The 25,813-nt window shown below is 39.2% G+C and carries 29 protein-coding genes and 4 pseudogenes; 6 read left to right on the top strand and 27 right to left on the bottom strand.

The annotated features are described in order from the left end of the window. Nucleotides 1-16: 16 nt before the first annotated feature. From MHH52_RS12990 to MHH52_RS12945, 10 genes and pseudogenes are all read right to left on the bottom strand, one after another. Complete coding sequence (locus tag MHH52_RS12990; RefSeq protein ID WP_340009027.1) at nt 17-1,603, bottom strand: response regulator; 1,587 nt, start codon at nt 1,601-1,603, stop codon at nt 17-19. A gap of 166 nt (nt 1,604-1,769) precedes the next feature. Continuing rightward, entirely contained in the window at nt 1,770-3,455 is a 1,686-nt protein-coding gene (locus tag MHH52_RS12985; protein ID WP_313641779.1) for an extracellular solute-binding protein, read from the bottom strand. A 73-nt stretch (nt 3,456-3,528) separates the two neighbouring features. Next, nucleotides 3,529-4,425 (bottom strand): carbohydrate ABC transporter permease, encoded by an 897-nt coding sequence (locus MHH52_RS12980; protein WP_340009025.1) that lies wholly within the window; start codon nt 4,423-4,425, stop codon nt 3,529-3,531. A 29-nt stretch (nt 4,426-4,454) separates the two neighbouring features. Continuing rightward, the gene (locus MHH52_RS12975) at nt 4,455-5,423 is read right to left on the bottom strand and encodes an ABC transporter permease subunit (RefSeq protein WP_340009023.1); all 969 of its coding nucleotides are present in this window, start codon (nt 5,421-5,423) and stop codon (nt 4,455-4,457) included. Nucleotides 5,424-5,791: 368 nt separating this feature from the next. Continuing rightward, a pseudogene (locus MHH52_RS12970) lies at nt 5,792-6,079 on the bottom strand (transposase); the annotation flags it as partial. Further along, nucleotides 6,016-6,165, bottom strand: coding sequence for a hypothetical protein (locus MHH52_RS12965; RefSeq protein ID WP_340009022.1), 150 nt, complete (start codon nt 6,163-6,165; stop codon nt 6,016-6,018). The gene MHH52_RS12965 and the pseudogene MHH52_RS12970, both read right to left, overlap by 64 nt. A 361-nt stretch (nt 6,166-6,526) precedes the next feature. Next, nucleotides 6,527-7,747, bottom strand: coding sequence for an FAD-dependent oxidoreductase (locus MHH52_RS12960; RefSeq protein WP_340009021.1), 1,221 nt, complete (start codon nt 7,745-7,747; stop codon nt 6,527-6,529). Nucleotides 7,748-7,832: 85 nt separating this feature from the next. Next, complete coding sequence (locus tag MHH52_RS12955) at nt 7,833-8,381, bottom strand: YeeE/YedE thiosulfate transporter family protein (protein ID WP_340009020.1); 549 nt, start codon at nt 8,379-8,381, stop codon at nt 7,833-7,835. Nucleotides 8,382-8,415: 34 nt separating this feature from the next. Continuing rightward, nucleotides 8,416-8,643, bottom strand: coding sequence for a sulfurtransferase TusA family protein (locus MHH52_RS12950; protein ID WP_313642118.1), 228 nt, complete (start codon nt 8,641-8,643; stop codon nt 8,416-8,418). A 66-nt stretch (nt 8,644-8,709) separates the two neighbouring features. After that, nucleotides 8,710-9,399 carry a YeeE/YedE thiosulfate transporter family protein gene (locus MHH52_RS12945; RefSeq protein ID WP_313642119.1) on the bottom strand — a complete coding sequence of 230 codons (690 nt, stop codon included), beginning with the start codon at nt 9,397-9,399 and terminating at the stop codon, nt 8,710-8,712. A gap of 174 nt (nt 9,400-9,573) precedes the next feature. Between MHH52_RS12945 and MHH52_RS12940 the strand changes: the two genes are divergently transcribed. Further along, nucleotides 9,574-10,458, top strand: coding sequence for a LysR family transcriptional regulator (locus tag MHH52_RS12940; RefSeq protein ID WP_340009019.1), 885 nt, complete (start codon nt 9,574-9,576; stop codon nt 10,456-10,458). A 2-nt stretch (nt 10,459-10,460) separates the two neighbouring features. Here the strand turns inward: MHH52_RS12940 and MHH52_RS12935 are convergent, their stop codons facing one another. The 5 genes and pseudogenes from MHH52_RS12935 to MHH52_RS12915 form a co-directional block, all read right to left on the bottom strand. Beyond that, nucleotides 10,461-10,676: a sulfurtransferase TusA family protein gene (locus tag MHH52_RS12935; RefSeq protein WP_340009018.1), complete on the bottom strand. Its 216-nt coding sequence runs from the start codon at nt 10,674-10,676 to the stop codon at nt 10,461-10,463. Nucleotides 10,677-10,709: 33 nt separating this feature from the next. Beyond that, on the bottom strand, nt 10,710-11,144 hold the full coding sequence (locus tag MHH52_RS12930) for an NUDIX hydrolase (RefSeq protein WP_340009017.1): 435 nt from the start codon (nt 11,142-11,144) through the stop codon (nt 10,710-10,712). Further along, a pseudogene (locus MHH52_RS12925) lies at nt 11,135-12,027 on the bottom strand (PhzF family phenazine biosynthesis isomerase). Before MHH52_RS12925 ends, MHH52_RS12930 begins: the two are co-directional and overlap by 10 nt. Before the next feature lie 43 nt (nt 12,028-12,070). Further along, complete coding sequence (locus tag MHH52_RS12920; protein WP_340009016.1) at nt 12,071-12,802, bottom strand: DUF5071 domain-containing protein; 732 nt, start codon at nt 12,800-12,802, stop codon at nt 12,071-12,073. A gap of 19 nt (nt 12,803-12,821) precedes the next feature. After that, a complete protein-coding gene (locus MHH52_RS12915) occupies nt 12,822-13,865 on the bottom strand; it encodes a serine hydrolase domain-containing protein (RefSeq protein ID WP_340009015.1) in 1,044 nt (347 codons plus the stop codon). Between the two features lie 127 nt (nt 13,866-13,992). Between MHH52_RS12915 and MHH52_RS12910 the strand changes: the two genes are divergently transcribed. Beyond that, complete coding sequence (locus MHH52_RS12910) at nt 13,993-14,874, top strand: GNAT family N-acetyltransferase (protein WP_340009014.1); 882 nt, start codon at nt 13,993-13,995, stop codon at nt 14,872-14,874. Nucleotides 14,875-14,928: 54 nt separating this feature from the next. Here the strand turns inward: MHH52_RS12910 and MHH52_RS12905 are convergent, their stop codons facing one another. From MHH52_RS12905 to MHH52_RS12865, 9 genes are all read right to left on the bottom strand, one after another. Then, nucleotides 14,929-15,645: a hypothetical protein gene (locus tag MHH52_RS12905; RefSeq protein WP_340009012.1), complete on the bottom strand. Its 717-nt coding sequence runs from the start codon at nt 15,643-15,645 to the stop codon at nt 14,929-14,931. Between the two features lie 20 nt (nt 15,646-15,665). Next, nucleotides 15,666-16,169, bottom strand: coding sequence for a GNAT family N-acetyltransferase (locus MHH52_RS12900; RefSeq protein WP_340009011.1), 504 nt, complete (start codon nt 16,167-16,169; stop codon nt 15,666-15,668). Nucleotides 16,170-16,179: 10 nt separating this feature from the next. Next, on the bottom strand, nt 16,180-16,695 hold the full coding sequence (locus MHH52_RS12895) for a TlpA disulfide reductase family protein (protein ID WP_340009008.1): 516 nt from the start codon (nt 16,693-16,695) through the stop codon (nt 16,180-16,182). A 134-nt stretch (nt 16,696-16,829) separates the two neighbouring features. Beyond that, nucleotides 16,830-17,357 carry a ClbS/DfsB family four-helix bundle protein gene (locus MHH52_RS12890; RefSeq protein ID WP_340009629.1) on the bottom strand — a complete coding sequence of 176 codons (528 nt, stop codon included), beginning with the start codon at nt 17,355-17,357 and terminating at the stop codon, nt 16,830-16,832. 25 nt (nt 17,358-17,382) lie between these two features. Then, complete coding sequence (locus tag MHH52_RS12885) at nt 17,383-17,715, bottom strand: DUF3024 domain-containing protein (protein ID WP_340009006.1); 333 nt, start codon at nt 17,713-17,715, stop codon at nt 17,383-17,385. A 26-nt stretch (nt 17,716-17,741) separates the two neighbouring features. Next, nucleotides 17,742-18,599, bottom strand: a complete 858-nt coding sequence (locus MHH52_RS12880; protein WP_340009004.1) for a S66 peptidase family protein — start codon at nt 18,597-18,599, stop codon at nt 17,742-17,744. A 20-nt stretch (nt 18,600-18,619) separates the two neighbouring features. Further along, nucleotides 18,620-19,255, bottom strand: coding sequence for a pyridoxamine 5'-phosphate oxidase family protein (locus MHH52_RS12875; protein WP_340009002.1), 636 nt, complete (start codon nt 19,253-19,255; stop codon nt 18,620-18,622). A gap of 11 nt (nt 19,256-19,266) precedes the next feature. Then, nucleotides 19,267-20,028, bottom strand: coding sequence for a class I SAM-dependent methyltransferase (locus MHH52_RS12870; protein WP_340009000.1), 762 nt, complete (start codon nt 20,026-20,028; stop codon nt 19,267-19,269). After that, nucleotides 20,025-20,981: a phosphotransferase gene (locus MHH52_RS12865; RefSeq protein WP_340008999.1), complete on the bottom strand. Its 957-nt coding sequence runs from the start codon at nt 20,979-20,981 to the stop codon at nt 20,025-20,027. The genes MHH52_RS12870 and MHH52_RS12865 overlap by 4 nt, the downstream gene beginning before the upstream one ends. A 178-nt stretch (nt 20,982-21,159) precedes the next feature. On the opposite strand from MHH52_RS12865, the gene MHH52_RS12860 reads away from it, so the two are divergent. The 3 genes from MHH52_RS12860 (at nt 21,160) to MHH52_RS12850 (ending at nt 22,507) form a co-directional block, all read left to right on the top strand. Next, the gene (locus MHH52_RS12860; RefSeq protein ID WP_340008998.1) at nt 21,160-21,654 is read left to right on the top strand and encodes a hypothetical protein; all 495 of its coding nucleotides are present in this window, start codon (nt 21,160-21,162) and stop codon (nt 21,652-21,654) included. 139 nt (nt 21,655-21,793) lie between these two features. Next, nucleotides 21,794-21,988, top strand: a complete 195-nt coding sequence (locus tag MHH52_RS12855) for a hypothetical protein (RefSeq protein WP_340008997.1) — start codon at nt 21,794-21,796, stop codon at nt 21,986-21,988. A gap of 108 nt (nt 21,989-22,096) precedes the next feature. Then, nucleotides 22,097-22,507, top strand: coding sequence for a hypothetical protein (locus MHH52_RS12850; protein ID WP_340008995.1), 411 nt, complete (start codon nt 22,097-22,099; stop codon nt 22,505-22,507). 70 nt (nt 22,508-22,577) lie between these two features. On the opposite strand, the gene MHH52_RS12845 is transcribed toward MHH52_RS12850, so the two are convergent. Both MHH52_RS12845 and MHH52_RS12840 read right to left on the bottom strand, forming a co-directional pair. Further along, the gene (locus MHH52_RS12845) at nt 22,578-23,051 is read right to left on the bottom strand and encodes a GNAT family N-acetyltransferase (protein WP_340008993.1); all 474 of its coding nucleotides are present in this window, start codon (nt 23,049-23,051) and stop codon (nt 22,578-22,580) included. Between the two features lie 43 nt (nt 23,052-23,094). Next, a pseudogene (locus MHH52_RS12840) lies at nt 23,095-24,132 on the bottom strand (Gfo/Idh/MocA family oxidoreductase); the annotation flags it as partial. 65 nt (nt 24,133-24,197) lie between these two features. Between MHH52_RS12840 and MHH52_RS12835 the strand changes: the two are divergent. Beyond that, nucleotides 24,198-24,548 (top strand): AraC family transcriptional regulator, encoded by a 351-nt coding sequence (locus MHH52_RS12835; protein WP_340008991.1) that lies wholly within the window; start codon nt 24,198-24,200, stop codon nt 24,546-24,548. Between the two features lie 145 nt (nt 24,549-24,693). Here MHH52_RS12835 and MHH52_RS12830 read toward each other — a convergent pair. Next, nucleotides 24,694-25,795 (bottom strand): annotated as a pseudogene (locus MHH52_RS12830) (Gfo/Idh/MocA family oxidoreductase). Nucleotides 25,796-25,813 lie beyond the last annotated feature (18 nt).

The raw sequence follows: 25,813 nt of genomic DNA, 5'->3' as shown, positions 1-25,813 counted from the left end.
GGAACATCATCCCCCATCACTTGTCGCGCTTACGGTATTCCATTGGTGTCATACCATATGCCTCTTTGAACTGTCTGCTGAAGTATGGGAGATAACGGTAGCCCACCTTGTTCGCGATTTCATAGATTTTACATGTCGGATCTTTCAAAAGCTTGCCCGCTTGTTCCATTCGAAGCTGATTGAGTACTTCACTGAACGTTTTCCCAGTTTCCTCTTTGAATAAATATCCCAAATAGTTAGGAGAGAAAGAGAATTGCTGCGCAATATCTTTAAGCGTAAAGTTATCACTCATCCTGTCCTTCATCATTTGGATGATTTCTCTAATCAATTTATGGTTCACAGAATCTGATTTGCTACGCAGGTACTCGGAGATCTCAAACGTTTTGAGTACGAGCCAAGAGCGAATATCACTGATCGTATCGAATTGGTGTAAGACATCTAAACTATGTATCTCCATACCTAAAATTTCAAATAAATCCTCACTTACATCCTTCAACTGCTGATCCAGCTTCCAAATGATATACATTGCCAGATTATGAATAGTGAATTTGGATCTTAAACTACTTACAGAGCGGAACAGCTTGTCGATCTCATCATAAATAAGAACTAACTCATATTCTTTCATCGCTTTAAACAGCGTATCCATACGGGTATCTAGCATACGAGCATCGATCATTCCAGGTTCACTGCTAACGGTTTCATACATAATAAGATTGCCTTTGCCAATAAACATCTTTCCGTCCACAGCTTCCATGGCTTGTCGATAGGAGATGTGGACCTGTTCCATAGCAAACGTTGGTTTACCAACACCCACGGTCATTGTGACTGGAAACTTCGCGCGAATCAAGGCATAAATATCCTCAGTGAACTTTTCCATTTCTGGTTCGTTTATCAACAACGCGATCCGATAGGACGATACCTTGTAACAATGTGGCATACCGTGCTTCTGACCTATTCTATTCACTTCATAAAGGAAGTCCTTGGCCATTTGATGTTTAGATAGATTATCCTTTCCTTGAAGCCAGTTGAAATAGTCAAGCTCCAAGACGGCTACACGAACAGGCCAATTCAGCTGATCCAGACCGTATGACTTCACAAGTGACAACATTCCAGCCTGGTTACCCTCTTCCCATTCCCCTTCCCCTTCAAACAAGCGTATCAACAAATCATTTTTGGCCATAGGAATCATATGCTGATAGGCTTCTTCGACATCACGACGTTTACGTTCATCGTCTAAATCCTGTCTTACTTTCTGAAGTGCAGCAATGAGTTCATTGTCATCCATTGGCTTAAGGACGTAACTATATGCCTTTAGCGACAGCGCTTGCTTAACATAACTGAAATCTTGGTAACCGCTTACAAATATCACGCGAATATCCTTTTTTTTCTCTATGGCAATCCGGGCCAGCTCTAGACCCGACATATTCGGCATATTTACATCACTAACGATAATATCAATAACATGCTGATCTAAAATATCGCACGCGGTAAACGCGTTATTCGCTGTCTTCACAACTTCCATACCAAGCTCATTCCAAGGAATAAATTGTCTCATACCTTCCAGATCAAGCATCTCATCGTCTACTAATAATACGTTGTACATCAACACAGTCCCCCTTTGAAATGCATTAAACCCATCCCTCTAAATTCTGCCATTACTCTTTTCCAGTATACCATTCATTTGTTAAACAGCTTTTTAAAAATGAGTCCTAAGAATAGAACGTAAAAACGAAGGCTTGCCTAGTAGCAAACCTTCGAATTACAAATTACTATTTTCCTAAAGCTTTCTTGTTTTCTGTCCATACTTTTGTTACATAATCAAGGAATTTCTCATAGCCAACCTTCATGGAATCATCATGTGCTTTGTCAATAATGGCTAATGCTTCTTCATCAGTTTTTGCGTACATTGATTTTGCTCTAGCTGTCAGCCAGATATCTCTAACGCTTTGTCTGATAATACCTTCTTCACTGTCTGGAGCCGGATCCCAATTTAGGAACTCCGTAAAGTCACCTTGGGAAGCCCATGTTACTTCCATCTGCCAACGGTTGCTAAAGTCAATCTTGTCAGCGGGAAGAGTTTCCAGAAACTTTTTCTTCGTATTATCCAAGAAAACCGTGTTACCAACCCATACCAAGTCACCAGCTTTGCCGCTAATTTCGGATAAATCTTCTGGTTCATTCAAATATTTTTCTTTATTAAATTTAGGGGTAACGCCATCTGCTTCAAAACCATCCCAATAAGTATCTGGTCCTGGAGGTCCCCAGTTAAGTACCATATTCCCTTCTGGACCTGTCATCCAGTCAAGCATAGCGAACACAGCCTCAGGATTTTTAGCGTTTTTAGTGATTGTAGCAACGTTCCAACCAAGCTGATTGTACGTTCCTGGAGTAATCTTACTTTGATCCAAGCCCGGTTTGTAAATTGGTTTAATGAACATATAACCATCTTCCGGATTGTTCTTCTTCATCTCTTCATCAGCGGTAGCGAGCAACTTCATCGGATCGAATGTCGCAATCACAGCAAATTTGCCATTCATCGCTTTCTCTCTAATTTGATCTTCCGTTTGGGTATTCGCATCCTGCGTCATTAGCTTCTCACGCATTAATTTGGCACCAAATACAACGGACTCACGGAACCCTTCATCTTTGTAAATCGAAGCCATTTTGTCGCCATCAGGAACTGCGTATATTCTAGTATACGAAAGGTTATTCTCTTTAAAAGAGGAGAACAACTGATCAATACCATTACCATCTTTCGCTAAGCCAGTCTCGAACGGAATAACGTCAGGGAACTTCGCTTTAACAGCATTTAGGTAAGCATACAAATCATCCGTAGTCTCTAGCTTAGGAGAACCTAGTTCTTTGTAAATCTTTTTATTGATCGCATAACCGGCATTTCCGTTAGGTTGTGTTGTATAATAATTCGGCAGCTGATAGATTTTCCCATCAGGGGAACGAAGCAATTCCAAATGCCCAGCTGTTAAGTACTTTTTAAAGTTTGGATATTTATCAATGTATTCATCCAAAGGAACTAGCATATCCGCTTGACGAAGACGCTCTACGTCAGCACCTTTCTCGGTCCACACAATATCCGGTAGCTCGTTACCAACGATCATCGTTTGCAGCTTTTGAGCGTTATTACCACCCGAGCTAATTCCAGTGACATTGATTTTCAAATTATCTAATATCCATTTGGAAGCAGCATCTTTGCCCCATTTTGGCATTTGATACCAACCGTAATTTCCGTAGAAAGATACTTCAAGCGGTTCTTTCCCTAACTCATACAAGTCTGACACTGGAGCTTCAGTTGCTGTGTTGACCGCTGTTCCTCCATCTTTCTCTGGTTCAGCAGTTGTAGCTGGAGCGCTTGAATTGTTACCACCACATCCCGCCACCAAAGTCGTCAATAGCAAGGTAGACATCACACTGAGAAGCATCTTTTTCTTAGTCTTCAATGTATTTTCCCCTTTCAAATTTGTAATCTATGTTCAAAGCAATATGCTCTAAACTCAAACAGGTTCTATCTCCCTACTCTTTCAATGATCCGACTAAGACCCCTTTAACAAAGAATCTCTGTAAGAATGGATATACACATACGATTGGAATTGTTGCAACCATGATCGTAGCCATCGTCAGGGACTTCGACGTTATTTTCTTAGCCGCGTTAATATGTGCAATGGAACTTGCATCTACATTAGACAGTTGCTCTGAAGCAATATTAGAGAACAGAATCTGCCTCAAGATGGTCTGAATCGGCATTAACTCCTCTTTCGTAATGTAAATACTCGCTACGAACCACTCATTCCAGTGATTTACTGCTGTGAACAAAGATAACGTTGCGATAACAGGACCGGACAGCGGAAGTACGATGCGGAGAAAAGTCCCCCAGTAACCGCAGCCATCAATCTTCGCTGACTCCTCCAAGCCTTGTGGAAGACCTTGAAAGAAGGTGCGAAATATGATCATATTCCATACGCTGACAAGTGCAGGAATAATAAACACCCAAAATGAATTGAAGAGGCCTAAACTTCTGATAAGCATGTATGACGGAATGAGTCCCCCTCCGAAATACATTGTAATGATACACATAATCATGTAGTATTTGCGACCCATCAGTTCACGCTTCGACATCCCATAAGCAAATATCGAAGTGGCCAATATCGCTGTTACTGTACCAATTACCGTTCGCAATGTAGCAATGACGAATCCACCCATTAAACGAGAATCTTCAAATACGATCTTATAATTCTCAAGCGTGAACTCACGGACCCAGAAAGTAATTCCGCCTTTGGAAGTATCCATCCCCTCATTAAAAGAAATCACAAGTGAATTCCAAAATGGATAAAATGCGGAGAATGCCAGTAAGGTCAAGAATACATATATGAATCCAATAAACAATCGGTCTCCTATGTTAGTACGTTTCATAGTTCAGTCCCCCTATATTGAGTAATTCATTACCACAAGCTGTTTCCTGCTTTTCTGGCAATGAAATTTGCAAAGGTAAGTAATGTCACACTGATAACGGCCTTGAACAATCCGATAGCAGTCGCATAGGAGTACCTGAAGTTATCTATACCGACACGTACAACATATACATCAACTGAATCTGATACTTCTCGTAGAGCCGGATTGGAAGCAAGGATCAAAATATCTTCAAATCCTGCATTCACCAGATTACCAATTGCCAGAATCATAAAGATAATTACAACTGGCATAATTGAAGGCAACGTAATCAAATATATCTGTTTAAAGCGACTTGCACCATCCATCGAAGCAGCTTCATATAAGTGCGGGTCAATACCAGCAATGGCAGCTAAGTAGACGATCGATGCAAATCCAATTTCCTTCCATACATTGGTTGTAACTAAAATGCCCCAGAAATATTCTGTCATGGAAAGGAAGTTAATCGGTTCATCAATAAATTTCAATTTCTCAAGCAGCATATTTATACTGCCGTTATCTACGGATAGCATCGAAGTAACCATTGAGCCGATAACTACCCAAGATAAGAAGTGAGGCAAGTATGTAACGGTCTGAATAACCCTTTTAAAGAACATCTTACGAATTTCGTTCAGCATTAAAGCTAAAATAATGGGTGCAGGAAATCCAAAACAAAACTTCAGTAAGCTGATTATGATTGTATTTTTCATAACCACTTCAAATTCAGGAGCATTAAAGAAGTAAATAAAGTGCTTTAATCCAACCCAATCACTGCTAATAAAGCTATTACCTAACTTGTAATCTTGAAAAGCGATAAGAATACCGTACATGGGGATATAGGCAAAAATAAAAACTAAAACGAGTGCTGGCAATACCATAAGCTGTAGATCTATTTGCTTAAAAAAGCGTCTTATCCCACTAGTTCGTTGCTTGTCGAGATTCGGTCTTGATGTCTTGTCTGGTCCGACGCTTGCGTTCGCCATATGTAAGTCCTCCTAAACCTAGATTCTTATAAATAAAGCATCTTTCATGGCTTTCTCTCTTTTTGCAGCCTTGGTTCTCCTCTACTCTCCCTCCGTTGATTTGCAACCTTATGAATTAATCTTAATATCTAAGCGCTTTCAAAGGTATATGACAAAACAACTATTATTGATACTTTGACACTGTCTTGATATGGCTCGTCCGATCTTACTTGAGATTGAATAAAAAAAGACACATGCAGAACTATTGAGGCCACTGAAAAACGTGTGTTTTAAGAATCTGTAAAATAAGCTTAAACAGCTAAAGGCGAATTCCCCTCCATTCTGAGTGAGAATTCGCCTTTATTTTATGTATGTATTCCTCATGCTCTTTACTTTAATAGCGTCAATATTCTTTTGAGATTTACTGCAAATATAGCCATTGCTCCTTGCATGTGCATGCCGACGAGACCTGAGGAAGATGCCACATCATACCCATGTCTGTGTTTTAGTTCACTATTCTTTGCTTCAATTTTATAACGTTCTCTTGCCTTCTCTTTAAAATATTCACTTTCTTGGAAAGTTTGCTGCTCACTATGCTCCGTGGATTTGATGCTCACTGAATAGGTTTTTGATTGTGCTCCCTCTTTATAACATCCTTCTTTGTAGGGGCATTGCTTTGTCGTAGCATATTATCTTTAGGTACGACGATATCGTAAATCGCCATAAATGGACTGAGGTTAAGGGATTGTTGGTTTGAAATCATCCGAGTCACCACCTGAAATTAATACAATCATTATACAGCAAAACAGGACACCCATCCTCGAAAAGATCGAGGATGGGTGTCCTGGAATGGAGTTTTCATGGGCCTCCAAAAGGGGCCTTTATAACTTGAACTTAAAAACATTAGAGGGGCGTAGCGAAGGGGAAATTTGGAACTGGAGGAGCGATAGCGACCGCCTTTGTCTCCGGATTTTAACCGCTAACAGCGGTACAATTCAGGAAATCTGGAGACAACAGCGGCCGGAAGTCCAAATATTCTCCGTAGTTACGACTGACTCCTTAAATGTATGATCTAGAAAGAACTTTTTCAGTGGCCTCGAACTATCTGCATGTGTCTTTTTTCATCAATTAGTAAGAGTGTTCAGTACTTCATCACTTATCTTCTCTGTAATTACCCTTTGGATCTTTCCATCATCTAGATAGACAATAGAAGGTACTGAATCTATTCCTAGCTTGGCAGCAAGTCCGGGTGACTTATATACATCTACCTTTGTAACCCTGACATCAGAATGGGTTTGTTCAAAACCCTCAATTAGAGGTAATAACTCCCGACAGGAAGGATCGGTTGCATTCCATAAATAGACAACGGATGGTTTGCCTTGATTTAGAATTTGATGTTCATAGGTCTCACATTCAGAGATATACTTCTCTGCACCATACCCTGCAATGGCACCATCTCCGACAGCCGTAGCCACTTGCTTAAGGAACTTATCACATACATCTCCTGCCGCGAACACACCAGGTATATTCGTTTCCATTTTCTCATTGACACGTACGTAGCCACTTCGATTCAAATCTACTACACCTGTTAAGATTTCTGTGTTCGGCGTATATCCAATAAATAAGAAACATGAATCAACCTTTACGTTTTGCAGTTCATTAGCTTTTAAATTTTTCAGGACGACGGAATTCAAGCGTTCTTCACCTTCGAATGAACTTACCACTGTGTTCCACATGAATTCCATTTTAGGATTTTCCAGTGCCTGAGTTTTAGCAATTTCATTACAATCCATTTTGCCATAATCATGCATGACAGAAACGATAACTTTATCTGCAAACTTGGTCAGAAACATTCCTTCTTCAATAGCTGCATCACCACTTCCAACAACCATAACCGTCTTTCCCGTATTTGCTGCAGCGTCACAGGTTGCACAGAAAGAGATTCCTTTATCATATAAGAACATATCCTCATTAGCTGCTCCTGTGATTCTTGGTTTTCCCCCACTGGCTATGATAATGACCTTGCACTCATAACGAACTCGAAAGGTTTCCACTATTTTTATATCTTCCGCTACCGAGACAGATTTTACATCTGTCATTTTGAAATCCACACCAAATTTTTTGGCTTGCTTATGAAATAGTCCCATAAGGTCTGTTCCGGTCGTTCCTTCAGGAAAACCAGGATAATTTTCTATTTCATTAGTATAAGTCGCAAGACCGCCTACCAACGATTTTTCCAAGAGAAGTGTTTTTAATTTTGCTCGTCCACAATAGATTCCCGCTGTTAATCCAGCGGCCCCGCCACCGATAATGACGACATCATACTGTTCTGTCTTCTTTTCCATTCCTTTTGTCCCTCCTATGTAGTCTGTGATTTCAATAAAATAGGCTGACTCTCGTCAGCACTATAAGCTCAGCCTATTTCACTTTTCACATAAAGAATTTGGCTAATAATTTACTGCCTATAAATGCACCAACCAGCAGAAACAATCCAAAAATCCATCCTGAAAGCGATAAAGAGGCTATAGCCGTAAACAATGCACCTATATTACAACCATTAGCCAGTCTAGCTCCGTACCCCATGAGCAAACCACCAAGTACCGCTGCTACAACCTGCTTTTTGGACTTAATTTTCTTCAGCTTGAATTCGGAAGCAAACAAAGTCGCTGCTAATGCACCTAAGATAATCCCTACATTTCGAATGGATCCACCATCATTCAAAAATCCGGAAGATAATGTTTTTTGTGCTTTTTCCGAACTAAAATATGCCCATTGATCTACATTTCCGCCTGCTAATCGATACAACCAAGCTCCCCAATCTGCAAAAGCGCTAGTTACTCCCCATCCTTTAGAGAAAACGGCCAGATGTGCTGTAGCAAACACAGCGAGAAGTACAGCTCCAGTTACATAAGTAAACGGTTCTTTGAGCAAGCGCTTGTAAAAGCGGTTAGACGATATCTTCAACCAGAATTCGTTCACCGTTTCATTCACCGTCCTTTCCTAGTAACCGATCCTATTTTATCTTCTCAATAACAACTTCCCATTCACCATCATCAACCTCTTCGATTTCCACATTATGTCCCTGTTTTCTCGCCCATTCTGGTACGTTCTTCATTGCGCAGCTATGATCTATAGCCACTACTAGTACATCACCTACATTGAGTTCAGTCATTTTCTTTTCTGTTCTCATTAACGGAACCGGACAAGCTTCTCCCATGCAATCAAGTGTAAATTCAGCCATCTTGAAAACCACCTTTAATTTTTATTTGGATATACCATAGTGAAATAATTCACGTAATAACTTAAACTAATCTGCACTACCCATCTTTTTCTCTTGCCATTTAACTGCAGCGATGTACAACAGTAGAATAATCAGGAACTGAACAACCAGTGCCCCAAGCCAACCAAATACATCTGGCAAAAATACAGTTGGTGCATCCTTTATAACGTTAGCTCTCCACCAACCCATATCATGTGATCCCCAAAGCGAACCGATGACAAAGAATACAAGTGACAGCATCTGCATCGTAAAACCTTCACCTACACGCATCAATGTACCCGAAGCGCAGCCACCCGCGATAACCATGCCAATTCCGAATAATACAGCACCAATGATCAATGCGAAGCTGATCTGACCTACATTGTCCATCCCAGGAATCGGTTTACCTTGTAGAAACGCTGGGTACTTAATGGCCGTAAATCCGATCGTAGCGAGGGAAAAAGCAATCAGTACAGCTCTTGTAACCGATGTGCTGCCTGTAATACATGGATCTCTAAGTGATGCGGTAAAGCAGAAACGTGATCTTTGCAAAATAACTCCAAACGAAATACCGAAAAGCAGGTAGACAACCATTTTATCGTGGGCTTGGTCTAAGAAAAAACCAAATCCAATAATGAGAACGGTGACCAACAATGCGATGGGCAACTGACTCTTTTTTGGTTTTCTAGGAGCTCTGGTACGGGTTGATCTCGTTTCGGGACTTACGGTTTGCCCCATAGTCTAACACCTCCATCGTTTTTATGTAATTGACTATGTGAAAATAATAACATACTTATTTATGCTGTGGTTATCTGCTTTCTTTATGCTGTATAAGTGTTACTAATGGCACAGATGGAGCGTAATCAAGTATGCTATAGTTTGCACTAACAGCGGGCAACAGGAGGAATAAGTATGAATATGGAAACGCTTAAATTTTTTTTAGATATAGCATCGTTAAAAAGTATATCTAAAGCAGCTCAGAAATCTCATATCACCCAATCCGCACTTAGTCAGCAGTTGAAATCTTGGGAGAATACCCTGGGTTCTGAACTTTTTGTGCGAAGTAATAAAGGGGCCAGCCTAACTGAAGCAGGGATTATTGCGGAGAAGTACGCGGAGCAAATCTGTAAATTGTATGATGATATGATCACAGAAATCAATCATTTACAGCCAACACAACAGGAGCTGTCTATTTATGCGATTCCAGAAGTATGTAATTATGCCCTGCCTTGTACCTTATATGAGGTGAAAAAACATTTTCCCAATTGCCATATCACTTTAAATGAAGGGGCATCATCCTTAGTAGAAGAACGTTTACTTCTTGAAGAAGGTGATATCGGCTTTATTTCCGGTCCTTCTCCGAAATCCGAATTAAGCTCCCATATGGTATTTTCAGATCAAGTTATGTTGGTGGCAAGCAGTACGACCGTTTGTCCTGATAAAATCACACTGAATGAGCTCCCCAAATATCCTTTGATTTGGTCCTCACAGCTTCATTGTGTGCAAAGGACTTTAAATGACGTATCTGTGGGGGATCTTAAATTAAATATACTTTTTAATCTGGACTCCCTTGAGGCAGTAAAGCTGGCTGCTATTAGAGGGCATGGTCTCGCCTTTCTCCCCTATATGTCCATAAAAAAAGAGTTGTATAGTAAACAACTCAAGATCATTCCTATTGATCAGTTCCAGGTCAATAACGATGTCTACTTGATAAAGAAACAAACTCAACGCTGTGACAACGATACGAAACAGTTAATTCGGTATATTGAAAAGACTTTAATAGATACTTTGTGCTGAGCCTAAGTCTCAATAGTTATTTCCCAGACTCCATTAATCACTTCTTGAATGGAACATTTTAAATTTGAACCACGACAGTAATCAGTGATGGAAACTTTTGCGCAGCTATGATCAGTAACTAGCATCACCTTTTCACCTTTCTGAATGGCTTTTTGATGTTTTTTTAACATCATTACAGGTACTGGGCAGATTTCCCCCAAACAATCAATTTCAATCATGAAGCTGCCTCCATTCCATAGATCATTAAAGTTTTAATAATGACCCAGCATTATTTTCTTCACAAAAGATGTTAATTCAAGGCTGTTTAATTGTTCAATTTCTATCCACTGTGCCCCATCAGAGTCTTGGCCGTCCCCACCGGTCTTAAGCTCAAAATTTGAATCTAACAATGAAACATTATATATGATCCCTATATGGTGTAATTCTTCTAACTGAGTATCACTGTATGGATAAACTAACGTATAGGAAATGGAATCATGAAGCAAGCCTTTTAAACTTGTAATCCCGGTCTCTTCCCAAAATTCTCTCTTAAGGGTTTCATAAGGCTCCTCACCAAACTCAATAGAACCCCCTGGAAAATCCCACTTGCCTGTATGAGGGCCTCTCGCTTTCTTAATAAGTAATACTTTATCGTTCTTCACTAAAACTCCATACACTCCAAGATGAGTATATTTTATCATTTCCATAAATCCACCTCCCCCACAAACACAGCGGTTCCAGAAATAAATACATCCATTTTATCAGAATCCATGCGAGATACTTCTACGTTCACTTTCCCATCTCTTCCGATTTCTTGCCCTTGTTCTACATCAAATTGTATCAAGTCCAAATGCGGATCAATATATCTCAAGTAATAAGCCCCCATAACTCCTGATGCTGTACCTGTTACTGGATCTTCAACGGTTCCCGAAAAAGGAGATGAGAAATGTCTGGCATGCATTAATGAGTGTGGATCAAGAGTTTGGAGTGAAAATGGGTGGACTGATGCTTTTGGAAGCTGCGTTAAAATCTCTGGAAACAACGGGTTTATCGGTTTCATTCTACTGAAGCAATCAATATCCTTAATAGGAACTAATAACGTCCACGCCCCAGTACAACCATATACAATCGGCAGATCCTCTCTAACTCGTCAACTGATAAGCCAAGTGCGTGTGCGAGTTTAGCTCTATCACCGTCAAATTCAATAAAATTCGGATGATCTTGTTTCATTTTTATCAATAATTGATTGTTATTATCGAAGCTAAATTGGATCGGTAGCACTCCCACATTTGTTTCGATATTTATAGAGCTAACCTCTCCAAGAAAACCCTTTGTTTTCAAAGCAAATAAAGATGCCATAGTAGCATGTCCACAAAGATTGATCTCATGACCTGGAGTAAAATACCTGAGCCTTAAATCAGATACATCTGATGGGACTACAAACACCGTTTCATTAAAACCTACCTTGTGGGCAATAGATTGCATGTCACTTTCGCTCAAATGATCCGCAACTAACACTACTCCCACAGGATTTCCTTTGTTTGGATAAAGCGAAAAAGCATCATCATGAAGCACTTTGATGTTGTTCACTGGTAAGTCTCCTTTAAATTTATTTCAGTAAAGCTTGATAACTTCATGAAGTGAGAAACTCAGCTGTAAAAATTTCTATTTCTCTTAAAACTTCTTGGCGGTTAGATATCGCATTACATATAAAAAAACGGTCTTTATTGTGCTCATGAAACTGTTTAATTACATTAGGCTGCTGATTGAAGAATTCTTTATGAAGAGCTTCACAATCAATTTCAGGATGAGTATCATGAAGTTCCTTGAGTTCAAATACAAGGACATCTTTTTTGCGCTGGATTATTTCACAGACTACTTCTTTTGAGTACATACTATGAGCTAATAAGATTCTTAATGCCGATAGGTCATTGGCTTTTTCCTGTGAAATTTTAATTAATTCTTCTTGAATCTGTAGGACTTGTTTCTTATTCCAATGATCAATTAATTCATAAAAAATCCTGTACACCCATTCTTCATCATCACTGTGTTGATTTAGTACATCTTTAACATATGGAATCATCGGATCCCCTATTTCAAGTAAAAAATCAGCTATTTCCCCCGCACCTGGCCAATTTGTATCTTGTATCCATTCAAGTAAACCCGACAATATGCTTTTCACACGTGGATATCCCAAACGTATGACTGTTTCAGCCGCTCCATCCCAATATTCTTTTGAAATAGGCTGCAGTAACAAATGAATATCCTCATCCTCTATATATTGTAGTTTCTTAATTGCATCTTCTTTTTCCTCTTCGGGTGTGTCCCATGATAACTTTTTGATTAAACTAGATATACTTTCCATTGTATCCACCTTCTCATGATCATTTCGTCATCATAGCAAGCTTCATGGATAGTCTAATAGGTAATGCAGCATTGCCCATCTGGTTCAAATCCCCCACTATAAATAAATCTTTAACCGGGTAATAAAAAGCAAAAGACCCTGTTGAGCCGGAGTGCCCCATTAACTCGCCCTTCCCCATAAACAGCGTGATCAACCCATCCATAGGGATCCTCATATAGCCGCTGCCATAATAGATAGGTCCCATGGATGCTTGAAGCTTATTAGATGCCGATAGTTTTTCAAATAACGCTTTATTAAACAGCTTGCCTCCAAAGAAGGCCTTAATAAATATCATTAATTCACGAGCTGTGGTGATACAGCCTCCACTCGCACGACTACTCCTAATCACTTTGGGGCGGTAAATAGATTTATCCTTGTAATAGATATTCGGTATAAAATCATTTTCATGTTCAGGGAGATATGTACTTTGGAGTGCTAGTGGTTCAAATATGTATTTCTTATACGCTTCAGCTAATGTTGTATTTGTTGCTTTCTCAATGATTTCACCAAGCATGTCAAAGTTTATATCGGCATAGTATGCTTTTCGCTTAGTTCGAGGAGCAAAATGTGGCTTCAGGTTCTTTATCAGCACCACCTGCTCACTGAAGGTTGTGTAATAATCCTCCTCAACGGCACGACTCTTAGCACTATTTATACCTTCCTCAAACACATCCGGTAACCCACTGATCTGAAACAACAAATCAGACAGGGTCAGATCAAAAGAATAATCCTTGCCACCATACACATGGATATTACTTAACAGCTCATTATCAAAATACTTTGTAAGTTTATCATCCAAGGAAAGTTCGCCTTTCTCTAGTAAAGCTAAAATACAGGTAGTAGTAAATAACTTGGTAATGCTAGCCATTAGCAAAGGGGAGTCAATATCCCTCCCCCCATATCCCTTGCTGTAAGAGAAGTCGCTATTAGTGTTCTCTACAAATAGGACTCCTTCATGAATTTGTTTAGAACTTGTGGTTTTATTAAAGATCTTTTCAATGGTTTGTATTCTTTTGGTTGTCATGGGTTATCCATTCCTCCAATCTACTAGCTCAGTAGAATACCGATATAGTCATCTTTTCCAATGAACTGTTTAAAGGATATAAGTATAATTGATAGATAATGAATTAGTATTGTTAAGGGGGATTGAAATGGAAGTTATGTTTAGGAATTTCGAGAATTCTGATTATGATAAAGTTTGTGATTTTTTGATTGATTTATCAAATGATGACCGCACTCATATGAATTGGAACTGGGCAAGGTGGGAATGGATGTTTTTTCATCCTGACTTTGATAGGAACTTCATGGACAAAATTGGATTGTGGTTTTGCTATGATGATATAGTAGGTGTAGCGATCTATGACCACTACTTTGGCGAAGCATTTTTTGCAACTAAACAAGGATTTGAGGCGCTAAAAGAAGCCATTTTAGAATATGCCATAACTATTTTCAGCAACGAACATGGACTTGGGATCGCAGTGAATGATTTGGATACTAAAACGCTAGACTTATTACACCGTTGGAAATTCGTAAAGAATGATCTGACTGAGAACATCCTTGAAATCACATTGGAGCAGGGAAACCTTGATTCCATAACTCCCAAAGGCATAACAATAAAGAATCTGGATATCCAAAACGACTTATATAAACATCAAAAAGTACTGTGGGAGGGCTTTAACAACGAAGGACCTGTCCCCACCGATGAAGCTACGATTATTAAACAGAAGGTAATGTTGTCGGCACCCAATTTGAATCCTACCTTACATATCGCTGCCCAAAATGAAAACGGGGAATATGTTGGATACTGCGGCTTATGGTATAGTACGAATACAGATTACGCTTATGTTGAACCTGTTTGTACTGTTCCAGAATATCGGTCTAAGGGAATAGCTAAAGCACTGCTTTCAGAATCCTTGAACAGATGCTACGCCTTAGGTGCAAAAAGAGCATACGTTATCTCCAATGATTCTTTTTATAAATCCTTAAGCTTTAAACAGCATTCACATTATACTTTTCATTGGCATAAGGGATAACTTTACAGCACTGATTTCTTTTGGATTGATATTCTTAACCTAATAATACATGCCCTATCTACGAGATTCGATTGCTTTGTACAGTTCATTAAACGCTACGCCCTTATTTAATCCCTCAATCAGTTCCGATAAGCCTGATTTTCCTACGACACCAAACCATCTAGCAACTTCTGAATGGGCGATCTCATAATTTTCTTTAACTTGTGAAGGTTCATAAAAAGTATCTCTACTACACAGATCATTAATATTATCTAAACGTATATTTTCATTACTCATATATCTATGATCAACGATGGTTGCTAACCCTTCATCAAACCATACAGGCACCTTATCCTTATTCTTTAATCTCGTTCTTAGTTCACTATGCATCAGTTCATGAGCTACCACATCCTCATTAAATCCATCAGGACCAATAACAATGTAATTTCCCCAATAAGTATAATAAGTCTGGCCCGTTCGATTCTTCTGAGCATACTTCTCAAGGGCGTGTGGAGATTGAACAAAAAGAATGGTTGGAGTAGCATGTACCCCGTCAAAAATCCCAGAAATTCTCTCTTTGGATTGTTCGAGATCATTTAAAATCATATTCTCAATATTCTCAGGGATGTCAGGTTCTATATAAACTTGTTCCTCATGCTCCTCCATACTAGAAAAGCCTACCATCATCGCATGAACAGGTTGAGGGTTTAACATATAGCTAGCTATTAGTAACAATAGGAAGATGGAGAGAAATGCGGCGATGATGAATATCTTTTTCCTTTTTTTGATCATACCCCGTAGCTCCTTTAGGTTTAAATACTAAGCGTCTTTCGATAAAAATATTTATTATCCTCATCCACATCAGCAGACTTTATGAACCCAACACTTCTCCAAAAACTTTCATTCGCCTCATTAGTTGGAGTCAACTCCATGTACTTGGCACCGTCTGCATAAGCCTGCTCTTCAGCCATAGAATAAACTGCCTTCCCATAACCACTCCCACGGTAAGCTGGCTCCAGATAATACTCCATTAAAAAACACTTTCCACCCTCATCAAAATAAGTAACATACATTAAAAATCCAAGCATAGTACCGTCCTTATGTATAAGAAACAAATTCAAAGGATTTATATCTCTTGTTCTAAGCTCTTCAATGGCCTCTCTATACTCGTCTGAATAAAAGTAATCCAAGTCAAAATCATCACCCATAGATACATGGAGAGATAATTCATTAATGTAACTATTAAAAAGTCCCCAAAATATATCTACATCCGATTGATCTTTTGCTACAAAAATCTCTAAATTGGTCGTATTCATTTCAACCTCCTTAATCATAGTTTTTAATAAAAATCTTAAACGAGCTCTCAATAGCGTCAAAATCAGTCGAGCCAATAATTTGATCCATAACCTTGCCATCAGAGTTCATAAAAAACAACGCAGGAAAAGCTTGTTCACCAAAATGTTTATGGAGATCGCCTGTTTCGTCTAGGAGAACGGGATAATTAATGTTGTAATCCTCCACATATTGTTCTACTTCAGAAAGATCATCTTGATAAAGCAAATTAATTCCGTAAATGTTCACTCTATCTTTATATTTCTCATACAATGAGACAATCTTAGGAGCATCGTCATTACAATATGGACACCATGAGGTGAAAAATACGAATACCGTTGGTTTCTCCGAGAAGTTCACTTGTATTTTGTTTCCATTCGACAACTCTTTTAGTTCAATGTTCTCAGGACTCTTAATGGGTTTGGAAGAGTTGTTTACCACGACAAATATAATCGAACTTAATGTAATCAATAATATAAATGTACTTACAATAATAGATGGTTTCTGCAAAAATAATCCGCCCTTTTCTAATCTATTAACCACTGTTATACATTCTCTTCTACTAATCCTATATCCTCCATATTGATCATTGAACAGCTCAAAACAGCCCCTGCTTCAGAGATTTCTCTTAGGCGGGGGCTTGATTATACTTCCTTAGTTAGATTAAGTTTTTTCCATTTACGAATCTTAGAACGAAAAGTCTTGAACGGTGCAACTGAATTAATATGAATCCATTTGATCATAGGCCATCTCGGATTATTCCCTGTCCATTTCCGGACGCCTTGCGTAAAGAGTTCTTCATCACTTAAAAAATCAATCCAGTCCTGCCATTGCTGTTCTGTTTCTTTAAATAAAGATCTTAATTCGTCTAATGAGTAAGTAGCATATGTATGATAAAAAGATTGATATAATCCGCCAAGTTGATTCCATTTATAGTCCGGTGAAGGCGTAATGACGGTTCCCCCTGCTTTTTCATCCCTATCCCATTTCATCACAAGGTTCAACCATCCCAATTGATAGGCAAGGATTTCTACAGGAGTACGATCGACCCCTTCCATACGAATGTCTTTTTGAGTATTCTCAATGCCCTCAAACTCATGATCAAGAGACAAATAGGCAGTATGTATAGCATTTTTCAATATTTCTTTAGATGGGTAGTCGTGTGTAGACATCATAACTCTCCTTTACGAACCTTTGTTAACCCCAGAACATCCCTCTACTATCGTTATCAACGATTTCCAACTGTTTTTCAAAATCATCTTGGGGGGCAAAATCATCGACAAAATGCCATTTTTTCTTGCTGTCTCTCCAATATATTTTCCACTTATGTTCTTCAAATCGAAATTGCGCGATGGGCATTTCTACCCATTTATCGCTCATAAACGCCGGTCTTTCTTCATTTAATGTAACGCTATTTCCTTTGAACTTATAATTAAGTTTAATTTGATTACTAATGTGTTTTGGTACCTTCGCTTCAATGTAAGTTGACAGTATCTTTTCAATTCTCTTTTTAGTGAATGAATCCAGCATATGGACACTTCCTTAGTAATATTATTTCACAACGTAATATTCTCACCTATTTTAATACACTTACTATTACTACCATGCCCGATCTCGTTTGTCTTAACGATAGGAATTGGGCTGATCTCCTTCACATACTCTTCTACTATTGAAAATTCATTATTGCTCTCAAGTTCAGTAAAAGACCCAAGAATCAGTCCAGCACATTTATCAAAGATTTTAACTTGCTGAAGCTGGGCAAATAAGGAGACGATTTTGTTAGCTCTACCACTTAAACTCTCTAAGAATAAAATCTTGTTCGAAGGGTCTGGAAAATAACTTGTTCCTGCTAACTTCATAAAACATCGAATATTGCCGCCAATTACAATCCCACTCATCTGGTTCCCACGGACCCAATGAAAGTCGAAATCGTAAAGATCGTTATGTCCTTCGAAAAATGTTCGATAAAAAGCAGCTTGCTGCTCCGACCCATTAGTAGAAACTAGATTCATCAACTGAAAATGATAAGATTTTGAATTACTTTGCGTATATAAAGCGTTCAAAATAACTGACAAATCACTCATTCCAAAAAAGGGCTTGGGGTTTAATCGGATATTATCGTAGTCTATATACTCTAAAATCTGGTTGGCGGAATCCCCACCTGAAATATCAAAAATCGCGCGAATTTCATCATTTTTAAATAGACGGTTTAATTCGGTTGCTCTTTCCTTAGGATTACCGCTGAAATAACCATCTCTTCTAAACAAGGTGTTAGACATCACTACCTCTAGACCAAACGAGTTCATAATTCTAATTAGTTCTTCAACTTTAGGTAGGTTCTCTACTCTCACACCATCAGAACAAGCGATAAGTCCTACTATATTCCCGGGAGTGAGTTTTAAAGCATTGCTCATCTTAGTTAATCCTTTCATTTCTAATATAATCGGTTCTCATAGCTGTCCTTTAATCCCTTTGATACATCCTCTTGAGAAATCCCAAGCACTTTCGCATGTTCTGCAATGATTACTGAGGGTTTAGGTAGCTCTTCTTTCAACGGCCAATACGTATCATCCCATAGATGTGATCTCTTAAAAGCTTTAGCACAATGGATAAAACACTCATCAACTTCTACAGCAATGCCTACCATCGATATTTTACCGTGAGCCTCCATACGAGCCATTATTTCTTGATCTTTGATTATCCTTGCATGCCCATTTATTCTTAAGGTTTCTTCAAGTCCGGGTATTATAAATATCAATCCCACTTTTGAATTTAAAAGGATGTTGCGCAAAGAATCAAACCGTCGATTACCAGGTCGCTCAGGAATTACTAAATGTTTGTCATCTAACACATATACAAAACCTGCAGCATCTCCACGCGGTGATACATCACAATTTCCAGATGAATCACATGTTGCTATAAAGAGTAACGGTGATTTGGATATATAATCTCGGCAATGGTGATCGATGAGGGTTATACTTTTGTTGTTTACCAATTCACTGGGATACCCATACATTGACCTTAACTCTTCTTCAGAATCTATAACTTCCTTGAAAATATTATAGTTCATTTTTCCCCCTCCTACTTTCGCAGTTTAAGAACCAAAAAATCGCTGCAGCGAAAATCCTCCTCAAAAGACGGATACTTCTCAAGCATTTCAGCAGATGGCTTCGGCTCGATCATTTCTTCAATTTGAAAGCCAGCCCGTACAATCGTATTTACATAACTGGATAATGTCCTATGAAAAATCAGAAACTTTTCCTCTTGATCTATAGGGAAGATCTGATTATAAGTGCCCTCGTAGAAATAATTATCTACTTTCCAATAAAGCTTCTCTCCAGTATCCGACTTCACCCATCCGCTACCAGGGGTTACAAAGCAAGGGTGTGGAATTGAGAATATAAACGTCCCACCAGCGACTAACAACCGATACATTTCATGAATCGCCATCTCATAATTGGATAAATCATGAATCACCATGTTGGAGACGATTAAATCAAAGCTCTTGTCATGAAGAAAGCTAAGTTCTTCACAATTGCCATGAAGGAAGCTTATTTTTAACGACTCTGGTGATTTTTTCGTGGCTAGCTTTATCATATTCTGCGAATAATCAACCCCAGTGACTGAGGCTCCTGCCTTAGCTATCATTCTGCTTAAATACCCTTCACCACAGCCTGCATCTAGCACCTTCTTATTTTCAACAGAACCCATGAGACTGAATAAAGCAGGATTCAAAAAAATTTCTCGATGGATATCCCCGTTTTCGCCGTACGAAGTTGAGATTAGTTCTGCGTATTTATCCCATCTTTTTATGGCTTCTTTACTGCCCAATTCATTATTCATTTGATCAACTCTAATTTTCTGAAATAATCCATTTTACTATCGATAAATCCATTGTCAAAGTCAGCTGCACCAATAAGTTCACCTTCATTAAAACATAAAGCAAACAGCCAAAGCTGTCTAAGCGCAACAAACATAGGAACAGCACTAATATCATTGTCACTGAGATTTCTTAAACTCTTGTATCCATTTAAAAATGCTGCCCATAACCGTTCAACTTCATCTTTATTATGGCCACTATGAATCTCTCTTGCCAATCTAAACTCTGCGATATCATAGGCTCTCCATCCGTAGCCACAAATATCGAAATCATAATGTGTTAGTTTCCCCTCGTCCGTAAAGGCCACATTCGTATTTCCATGCAAATCGCCATGGCAGATGCCCCAGTCCAAACCCGCTTCCAGATGAGCTTCAATCTGCGCTTTTAATTGCATTACAAGATCATACAAGAATTGATAATCCTCTTGTCGATGGTCCATATGCAGTTTGATCGTATGAAGCGGTTTTTCAATTAAATGTTCAAAATCAAGCATACCTCTCACATGTTCACTCTTAAAGTTATCCGTAGCTTTGTGGATTTGTGCAACTGCTTGTCCAAATAAATAGCTGTCTTCTACCGCATGAATAGGCTTTTCATTTCCTACAGCAAAACTAAACATAACGCCATACTTCACACCCTCAGGCACCAAAAATTCATTAATCATGATTCCATCTTTTCGAGGAATAGGGATGAAGACGTTTATACCTTTATCTTGCAAATCGTTCAACAATTCTAATTCAAAATCAATATCCGATTTACTCCGTCTATCCGCACGATAAACACGAAAGATGTATTTTTCCAATGCCGTTTCTAAGATGTATGTATCGTTCATGCCTCTAAGAAAATACTGTAGTTTATCTGGTTCATGAGTCTCATAATGATCTTTAATATGTAATAATAATGCGTCTGTTGCCAAGAGTGAGTATGTAATAGGAAAAAAACTCAAGTGTATCCCATCCCTTTATGTTTATTGATAGTAATATTTACACCATACCATATTTAGGGAACCGAATCATTTTCTTCTTGAATCTGCGAAACCAATGTATGGTAATATAAGTATAATAATACAGAATCAATTACATGGGGGTGTTCTGGTGCGTAAATCACCGTTGATCTTGAGTATGATTTTATTATCCCTAACGTTAATTATGGGCTGTAGTTCAGAAGTGGATGATGCCACTAAAGCCGCTGAGAAGTACAAAAATGTTGAATATACCATCAAGGTTTCTGATGAATTATTTTCTGAGGAATCCATTCTAGCGCGAAATGAAGAAATGAAACCGTACTTTACAGAATACTATACCGAAAAAGCTATAGGGAGCCGAATCACAACTATCCCTTATCAAATCGCTAATAAACAAAAGCTTTCTTTAAAACCAGATAATCTAAAGTTCACCCTTTCCGAACAAAAGAAAAATATTGTTGAGTTAAAATATACTTGTGATCTTGTTTTGTTGGATAAGGATGACAAAGAAAGTAAACGTGTGCCATTGGAAGGTATCATGACTATGTTTGATGTGGACGGTCAATGGTTAGTGCAAGGGGATCGATTTGACACTGAGGCTTTAATGAAACTCATTTATGACTAAATACACTTCATATACCATATTATTACTGGAACATATTATCTATCAATAGTAATATTAATTTCCAGTACATAGTAATATGATAAGAAGCTAATGAGTCATGAAGCGAACTGCATGGATCATAGTAACATTACTTTTATTATTGGGGAGTATTCCAATTACTGCGTCAGCAAAAGCAGCAACTGCAACATGGAAGACACTTTACTCTGAGTATATCAAGAAAACGTTAATGGATGCTACTAGAGACAGGTCTTATGACGATAACTTCAATTATTTCACTTTAGTAGATTTGAACTTTGATGGTACTCCTGAACTTATACAGGGGTATTCTTTTTGATTCATTCAGCCCATCAACATTGCTCTAATCGTCCAAAATGGAAAAATCATTCCATTCAATTATCAAGGAAAACTGAAGGATATTTCAGAGGGTATATTTAATGTAGGTATGGGTGGATTTCTACCGCGCGATGAAAATCGTGGCTTGCATCTCTATAAGAACAAAAAGGATGGAACATTACATTATATTGCTTTTGTAGATGGCAGTGGCTCGTACAATTCTTATCTGCAGGTTTTCGAGATTAATTTTCAAGGAACCAAATTTAATGATCAAGAGATTTTCTTGGCAGACATACCAGACCAAGAAAAAACGGATGATATGCCAAGCTATTATGTAAATCAAAAAGAAGTGAATAAATCCGCCTTTGATAAGGCGTATAAGCAATATTTTTCAAGTTTAACGTTAGTACCAAGTAAAGTTATCACTGCAAACTATACAGACCTATTTAATAATGAAGATAACAAATTCGTTCCAAACGGAATCGCTAGTTTTATAAATCTTTATTCTTCATCCAAATAAAGCTTATTGATTGATCCTCCTTCATTAAATATAAAAGCAGACTGCTCACCATAGCAATCTGCTTTTTTGATTAAATTAGCTTTTTACTCATCCGATAATTAACTAACTGAACCCCTTTTCGTTCAACACTTTGTTGTGCAACAAGCTCGTAACCATGTCGTTCGAAAAAGGGTTTCGCTGTAATACTTGCTTCCGTATTCATTTCATTAAGACCCAGTATTCTCGCCTCCTGCTCAAGCTTGTTCACTAATGCAGAAGCTACGCCTTGCCCTTGGAAATCTTTGTGGACATAAAGGCGATCCAAGTGTCCTTCCACCGTCATATCCGAAAAGCCAACTACGTAACCGTTAGTTTCGGCTACATAAGTGATATTTTGTCGTAAAGAAGCTTTCCAACTTTTAAGCTTGAGCGCTTCTTCCTCTTTAGGTGCCCAAGCATCCAGTTGTTCCTGTGTGTAGTGTAGTTTATTTACAGAATAAACCGTCTCATAGAACAAAGAGATAAGCTGACTAATATCCGATTCTTGATAAGCCCTAATTTCCATTGCGAATTCTCCTTGCTACATTGCTACTATTTCACAAGTACTTTTACAGCTCTGAAGCATTCATGAACTGGATAAGATCAATTTTCCGGCCTGTTTTCGCACTTTCCAGCGCTCCGAATACCATTGCCATACTATATCGATTATCTCTACAGTTCGTTTCTGCTGGGCGTTCTTCTTCAAGTGACAGGAACATTTCCTCCAAACAACCATGATGGAAGGTCTTGTTCATCTCAACAACCTCTCCATTTGCACGCTCAATGTCGCGCATAAATTTATCGCTCTGATCTCCTGCTATGACTACCTCTGCATATGGCATATCATGCCCATCCCAAATCGCAGTTCCTTTTTCCCCATTCATCCGCCAAGCTGCTTCCCATGAGGTAGAGGCACCTTCAGCACACCAAGATCCCTGATAAGTAAATACAGACCCGTCCGACATCTGGAAAATGCACACTGCCGACGCATTCCCCTTATACCATGAACCAGGAGGATTAAACTCCTGACAGTAAACGGAAATCGGATTTGCTCCACTAATAAAGCGGGCCTGATCAAAGGTATGAATCGCCATATCCAGCAGCAGCGGACTTTTCATAACATCACGGAATCCCCCGAAATGAGCCCCGAGGAAAAAGCTAGAACTGATGTATCCTACTCTCCCAATGGTATCAGACTCGATTAAGTTGCGTAAAGAATGAATACGAGGGTCATAACGGCGATTCTGCATCACAGCATGGGCATTTCCAGTTCTTTCTGAGATCTCTACAATCTTAGTGCACTCCTCCATAGTCTCGGCCAGCGGTTTCTCACTAAACACATTACATCCGAGTTCCAATGCGGTGCTAGAAATACTGTAATGGCTTGCCGGAACCGTAACGTCAAAGACAAGATTAGCTTCAGTCTCCTGAATGGCCTGTATAATGTCAGTAAACGTTAGACAAGGAATTTCATGCTTTGCTGCCATCGCTTGTGCTGACTCCAGCCGTATATCTACAAGAGCGACAATCTGAGTATCTGAACGTGTTAAAGCGTATTCAATCCACGCGTTAGCCATCCCACCGCAGCCTGCAACCGCTACACGATACTGTGCTGTATAATTCCTCCCCTCAACGGTTAAAGCGGATTAGGTATAAAGCTTCCGCCGCGACATTGTTTCAAATAGTTCAAACTAATGAGCGTCATTCCTTTAATCGCGAGCGTTTTAAGCCACTACTAGAGTACATGGAGAACCATTTTGATGACAAAATGACCATAGAAAGCGCCGCAAGGTCCGTTAATCTAAATCCTTATCATTTCTGTAAAACCTTTAAGAAGCTGACGGGCCGAACCTTCATCGACTATGTTAATCTTTGCCGAGTAAATGAAGCGGAGCGATTGCTGCTTGAGACAGATTTTACAGTAACCGAAATTGCTGGGCGAGTGGCCTGCGACAATCCCAATTATTTTACCAAGCTGTACAAGCAGTATAAGGGCATTACCCCATCAGGGGTTCGGAAATAGGAGATTCGGTCACTAAAAAATAGCACCGTTCCCCTCTCGCAAACGGTGCTGACTATAGGATTATTCCGTAACAGCAAGCTCCAGCCTCATTAAGCAACTGTGACTTCGGATTGAATGAGAACCTGTCAGATTCAGCAAGAACTCTCTAATCCAAAGTATAAGGATCAAGTCCGATAGGAAGTGCTACAGGACGAGTACAGGTGCTCTCCATTTCGTAGAATGTATGAGCATCAGAAGAATCATGGAATGCCCACATCGCTTCCAGTACATGATAAGCCAATTCTCCACTAGCGCGGTGCTTTCTTCCCGTCCGAATGGCATAAGCCATATCCGCTGGACCAATTCCACGTGTATTCTGGTCATATCCAGACAGTAGTGGCTGCTCCGTCCAGTCATTCTCACCTATTAGGCGGTACTTCACTGGACCTCCAAAGTTATTAGGATCTGGTACTTGAATCGTTCCAAGCGTGCCGTAGATTTCTATATGCGGCAGGTTACTTCCGCCAAAGATATCAAAGCTTGTAATCAGCGTTGCAATGGCTCCATTCTCAAATCTTAATGTTCCGGCAACGTGAGTTGGAATTTGAACAGGAATTTTATTACCCAATTTCTTCTCACTTGTAATCGTGCGTTCTTCTAACGCTTTTCCAGTCATTCCGCTAACCGTACGAATTGGACCCAATAGCTGCACCAAAGCCGTCAAATAGTATGGTCCCATGTCGAACATTGGACCACCGCCTGCGGCATAGTAGAATTCTGGATCTGGATGCCAATGCTCATGTCCACGACCCATCATAAACGAGGTGGCTGCAACGGGCTGGCCAATTACACCCTCGTCGATCAATTTGAGCGCCGTCTGAATCCCTGTTCCGAAGAATGTTTCTGGTGCACTACCCACAAGCACTCCCTTTTCTTGTCCTGCAGACAGAACTTGGCGTCCTTCTTCTCTCGTAACAGCTAATGGCTTCTCTACATACACATGTTTGCCCGCCGATAGCTTTCAAGCATACTTCCGCATGTACCGCTGGAATCGTTAGATTAATAACGATTTCGATCTCTGGATCATTTAGCAATTGTTCTGTGGTATAGACGTGAGGAATATTGTATTTATCCGCTTGCTCTTATGCTCTAGCCAAATCTAAATCCGCACATGCAACTAGATCCAAGACCTCGAATTTTTGACAGTTCTCCATATAGATACTACTGATTTTACCGCATCCGATAATACCAACTTTGACTTTATCCATTAGTTGATCTCTCCCAGA

It is taken from the genome of Paenibacillus sp. FSL K6-0276 (assembly GCF_037977235.1).
GTDB lineage: Bacteria > Bacillota > Bacilli > Paenibacillales > Paenibacillaceae > Paenibacillus_AQ.
The sequence above is the reverse complement of the archived record's forward strand: the minus strand, read 5'-3'. Positions and strand labels throughout refer to the sequence as shown.

Bases quoted from the DNA above. Each gene is read 5' to 3' on its own strand.
- MHH52_RS12990 (WP_340009027.1), bottom strand. From the start codon at position 1,603: ATGTACAACGTATTATTAGTAGACGATGAGATGCTTGATCTGGAAGGT.
- MHH52_RS12980 (WP_340009025.1), bottom strand. From the start codon at position 4,425: ATGAAACGTACTAACATAGGAGACCGATTGTTTATTGGATTCATATAT.
- MHH52_RS12975 (WP_340009023.1), bottom strand. From the start codon at position 5,423: ATGGCGAACGCAAGCGTCGGACCAGACAAGACATCAAGACCGAATCTC.
- MHH52_RS12965 (WP_340009022.1), bottom strand. From the start codon at position 6,165: ATGATTTCAAACCAACAATCCCTTAACCTCAGTCCATTTATGGCGATT.
- MHH52_RS12960 (WP_340009021.1), bottom strand. From the start codon at position 7,747: ATGGAAAAGAAGACAGAACAGTATGATGTCGTCATTATCGGTGGCGGG.
- MHH52_RS12950 (WP_313642118.1), bottom strand. From the start codon at position 8,643: ATGGCTGAATTTACACTTGATTGCATGGGAGAAGCTTGTCCGGTTCCG.
- MHH52_RS12945 (WP_313642119.1), bottom strand. From the start codon at position 9,399: ATGGGGCAAACCGTAAGTCCCGAAACGAGATCAACCCGTACCAGAGCT.
- MHH52_RS12940 (WP_340009019.1), top strand. From the start codon at position 9,574: ATGAATATGGAAACGCTTAAATTTTTTTTAGATATAGCATCGTTAAAA.
- MHH52_RS12935 (WP_340009018.1), bottom strand. From the start codon at position 10,676: ATGATTGAAATTGATTGTTTGGGGGAAATCTGCCCAGTACCTGTAATG.
- MHH52_RS12930 (WP_340009017.1), bottom strand. From the start codon at position 11,144: ATGGAAATGATAAAATATACTCATCTTGGAGTGTATGGAGTTTTAGTG.
- MHH52_RS12920 (WP_340009016.1), bottom strand. From the start codon at position 12,802: ATGGAAAGTATATCTAGTTTAATCAAAAAGTTATCATGGGACACACCC.
- MHH52_RS12915 (WP_340009015.1), bottom strand. From the start codon at position 13,865: ATGACAACCAAAAGAATACAAACCATTGAAAAGATCTTTAATAAAACC.
- MHH52_RS12910 (WP_340009014.1), top strand. From the start codon at position 13,993: ATGGAAGTTATGTTTAGGAATTTCGAGAATTCTGATTATGATAAAGTT.
- MHH52_RS12905 (WP_340009012.1), bottom strand. From the start codon at position 15,645: ATGATCAAAAAAAGGAAAAAGATATTCATCATCGCCGCATTTCTCTCC.
- MHH52_RS12900 (WP_340009011.1), bottom strand. From the start codon at position 16,169: ATGAATACGACCAATTTAGAGATTTTTGTAGCAAAAGATCAATCGGAT.
- MHH52_RS12890 (WP_340009629.1), bottom strand. From the start codon at position 17,357: ATGTCTACACACGACTACCCATCTAAAGAAATATTGAAAAATGCTATA.
- MHH52_RS12885 (WP_340009006.1), bottom strand. From the start codon at position 17,715: ATGCTGGATTCATTCACTAAAAAGAGAATTGAAAAGATACTGTCAACT.
- MHH52_RS12880 (WP_340009004.1), bottom strand. From the start codon at position 18,599: ATGAGCAATGCTTTAAAACTCACTCCCGGGAATATAGTAGGACTTATC.
- MHH52_RS12875 (WP_340009002.1), bottom strand. From the start codon at position 19,255: ATGAACTATAATATTTTCAAGGAAGTTATAGATTCTGAAGAAGAGTTA.
- MHH52_RS12870 (WP_340009000.1), bottom strand. From the start codon at position 20,028: ATGAATAATGAATTGGGCAGTAAAGAAGCCATAAAAAGATGGGATAAA.
- MHH52_RS12850 (WP_340008995.1), top strand. From the start codon at position 22,097: ATGGGTGGATTTCTACCGCGCGATGAAAATCGTGGCTTGCATCTCTAT.
- MHH52_RS12845 (WP_340008993.1), bottom strand. From the start codon at position 23,051: ATGGAAATTAGGGCTTATCAAGAATCGGATATTAGTCAGCTTATCTCT.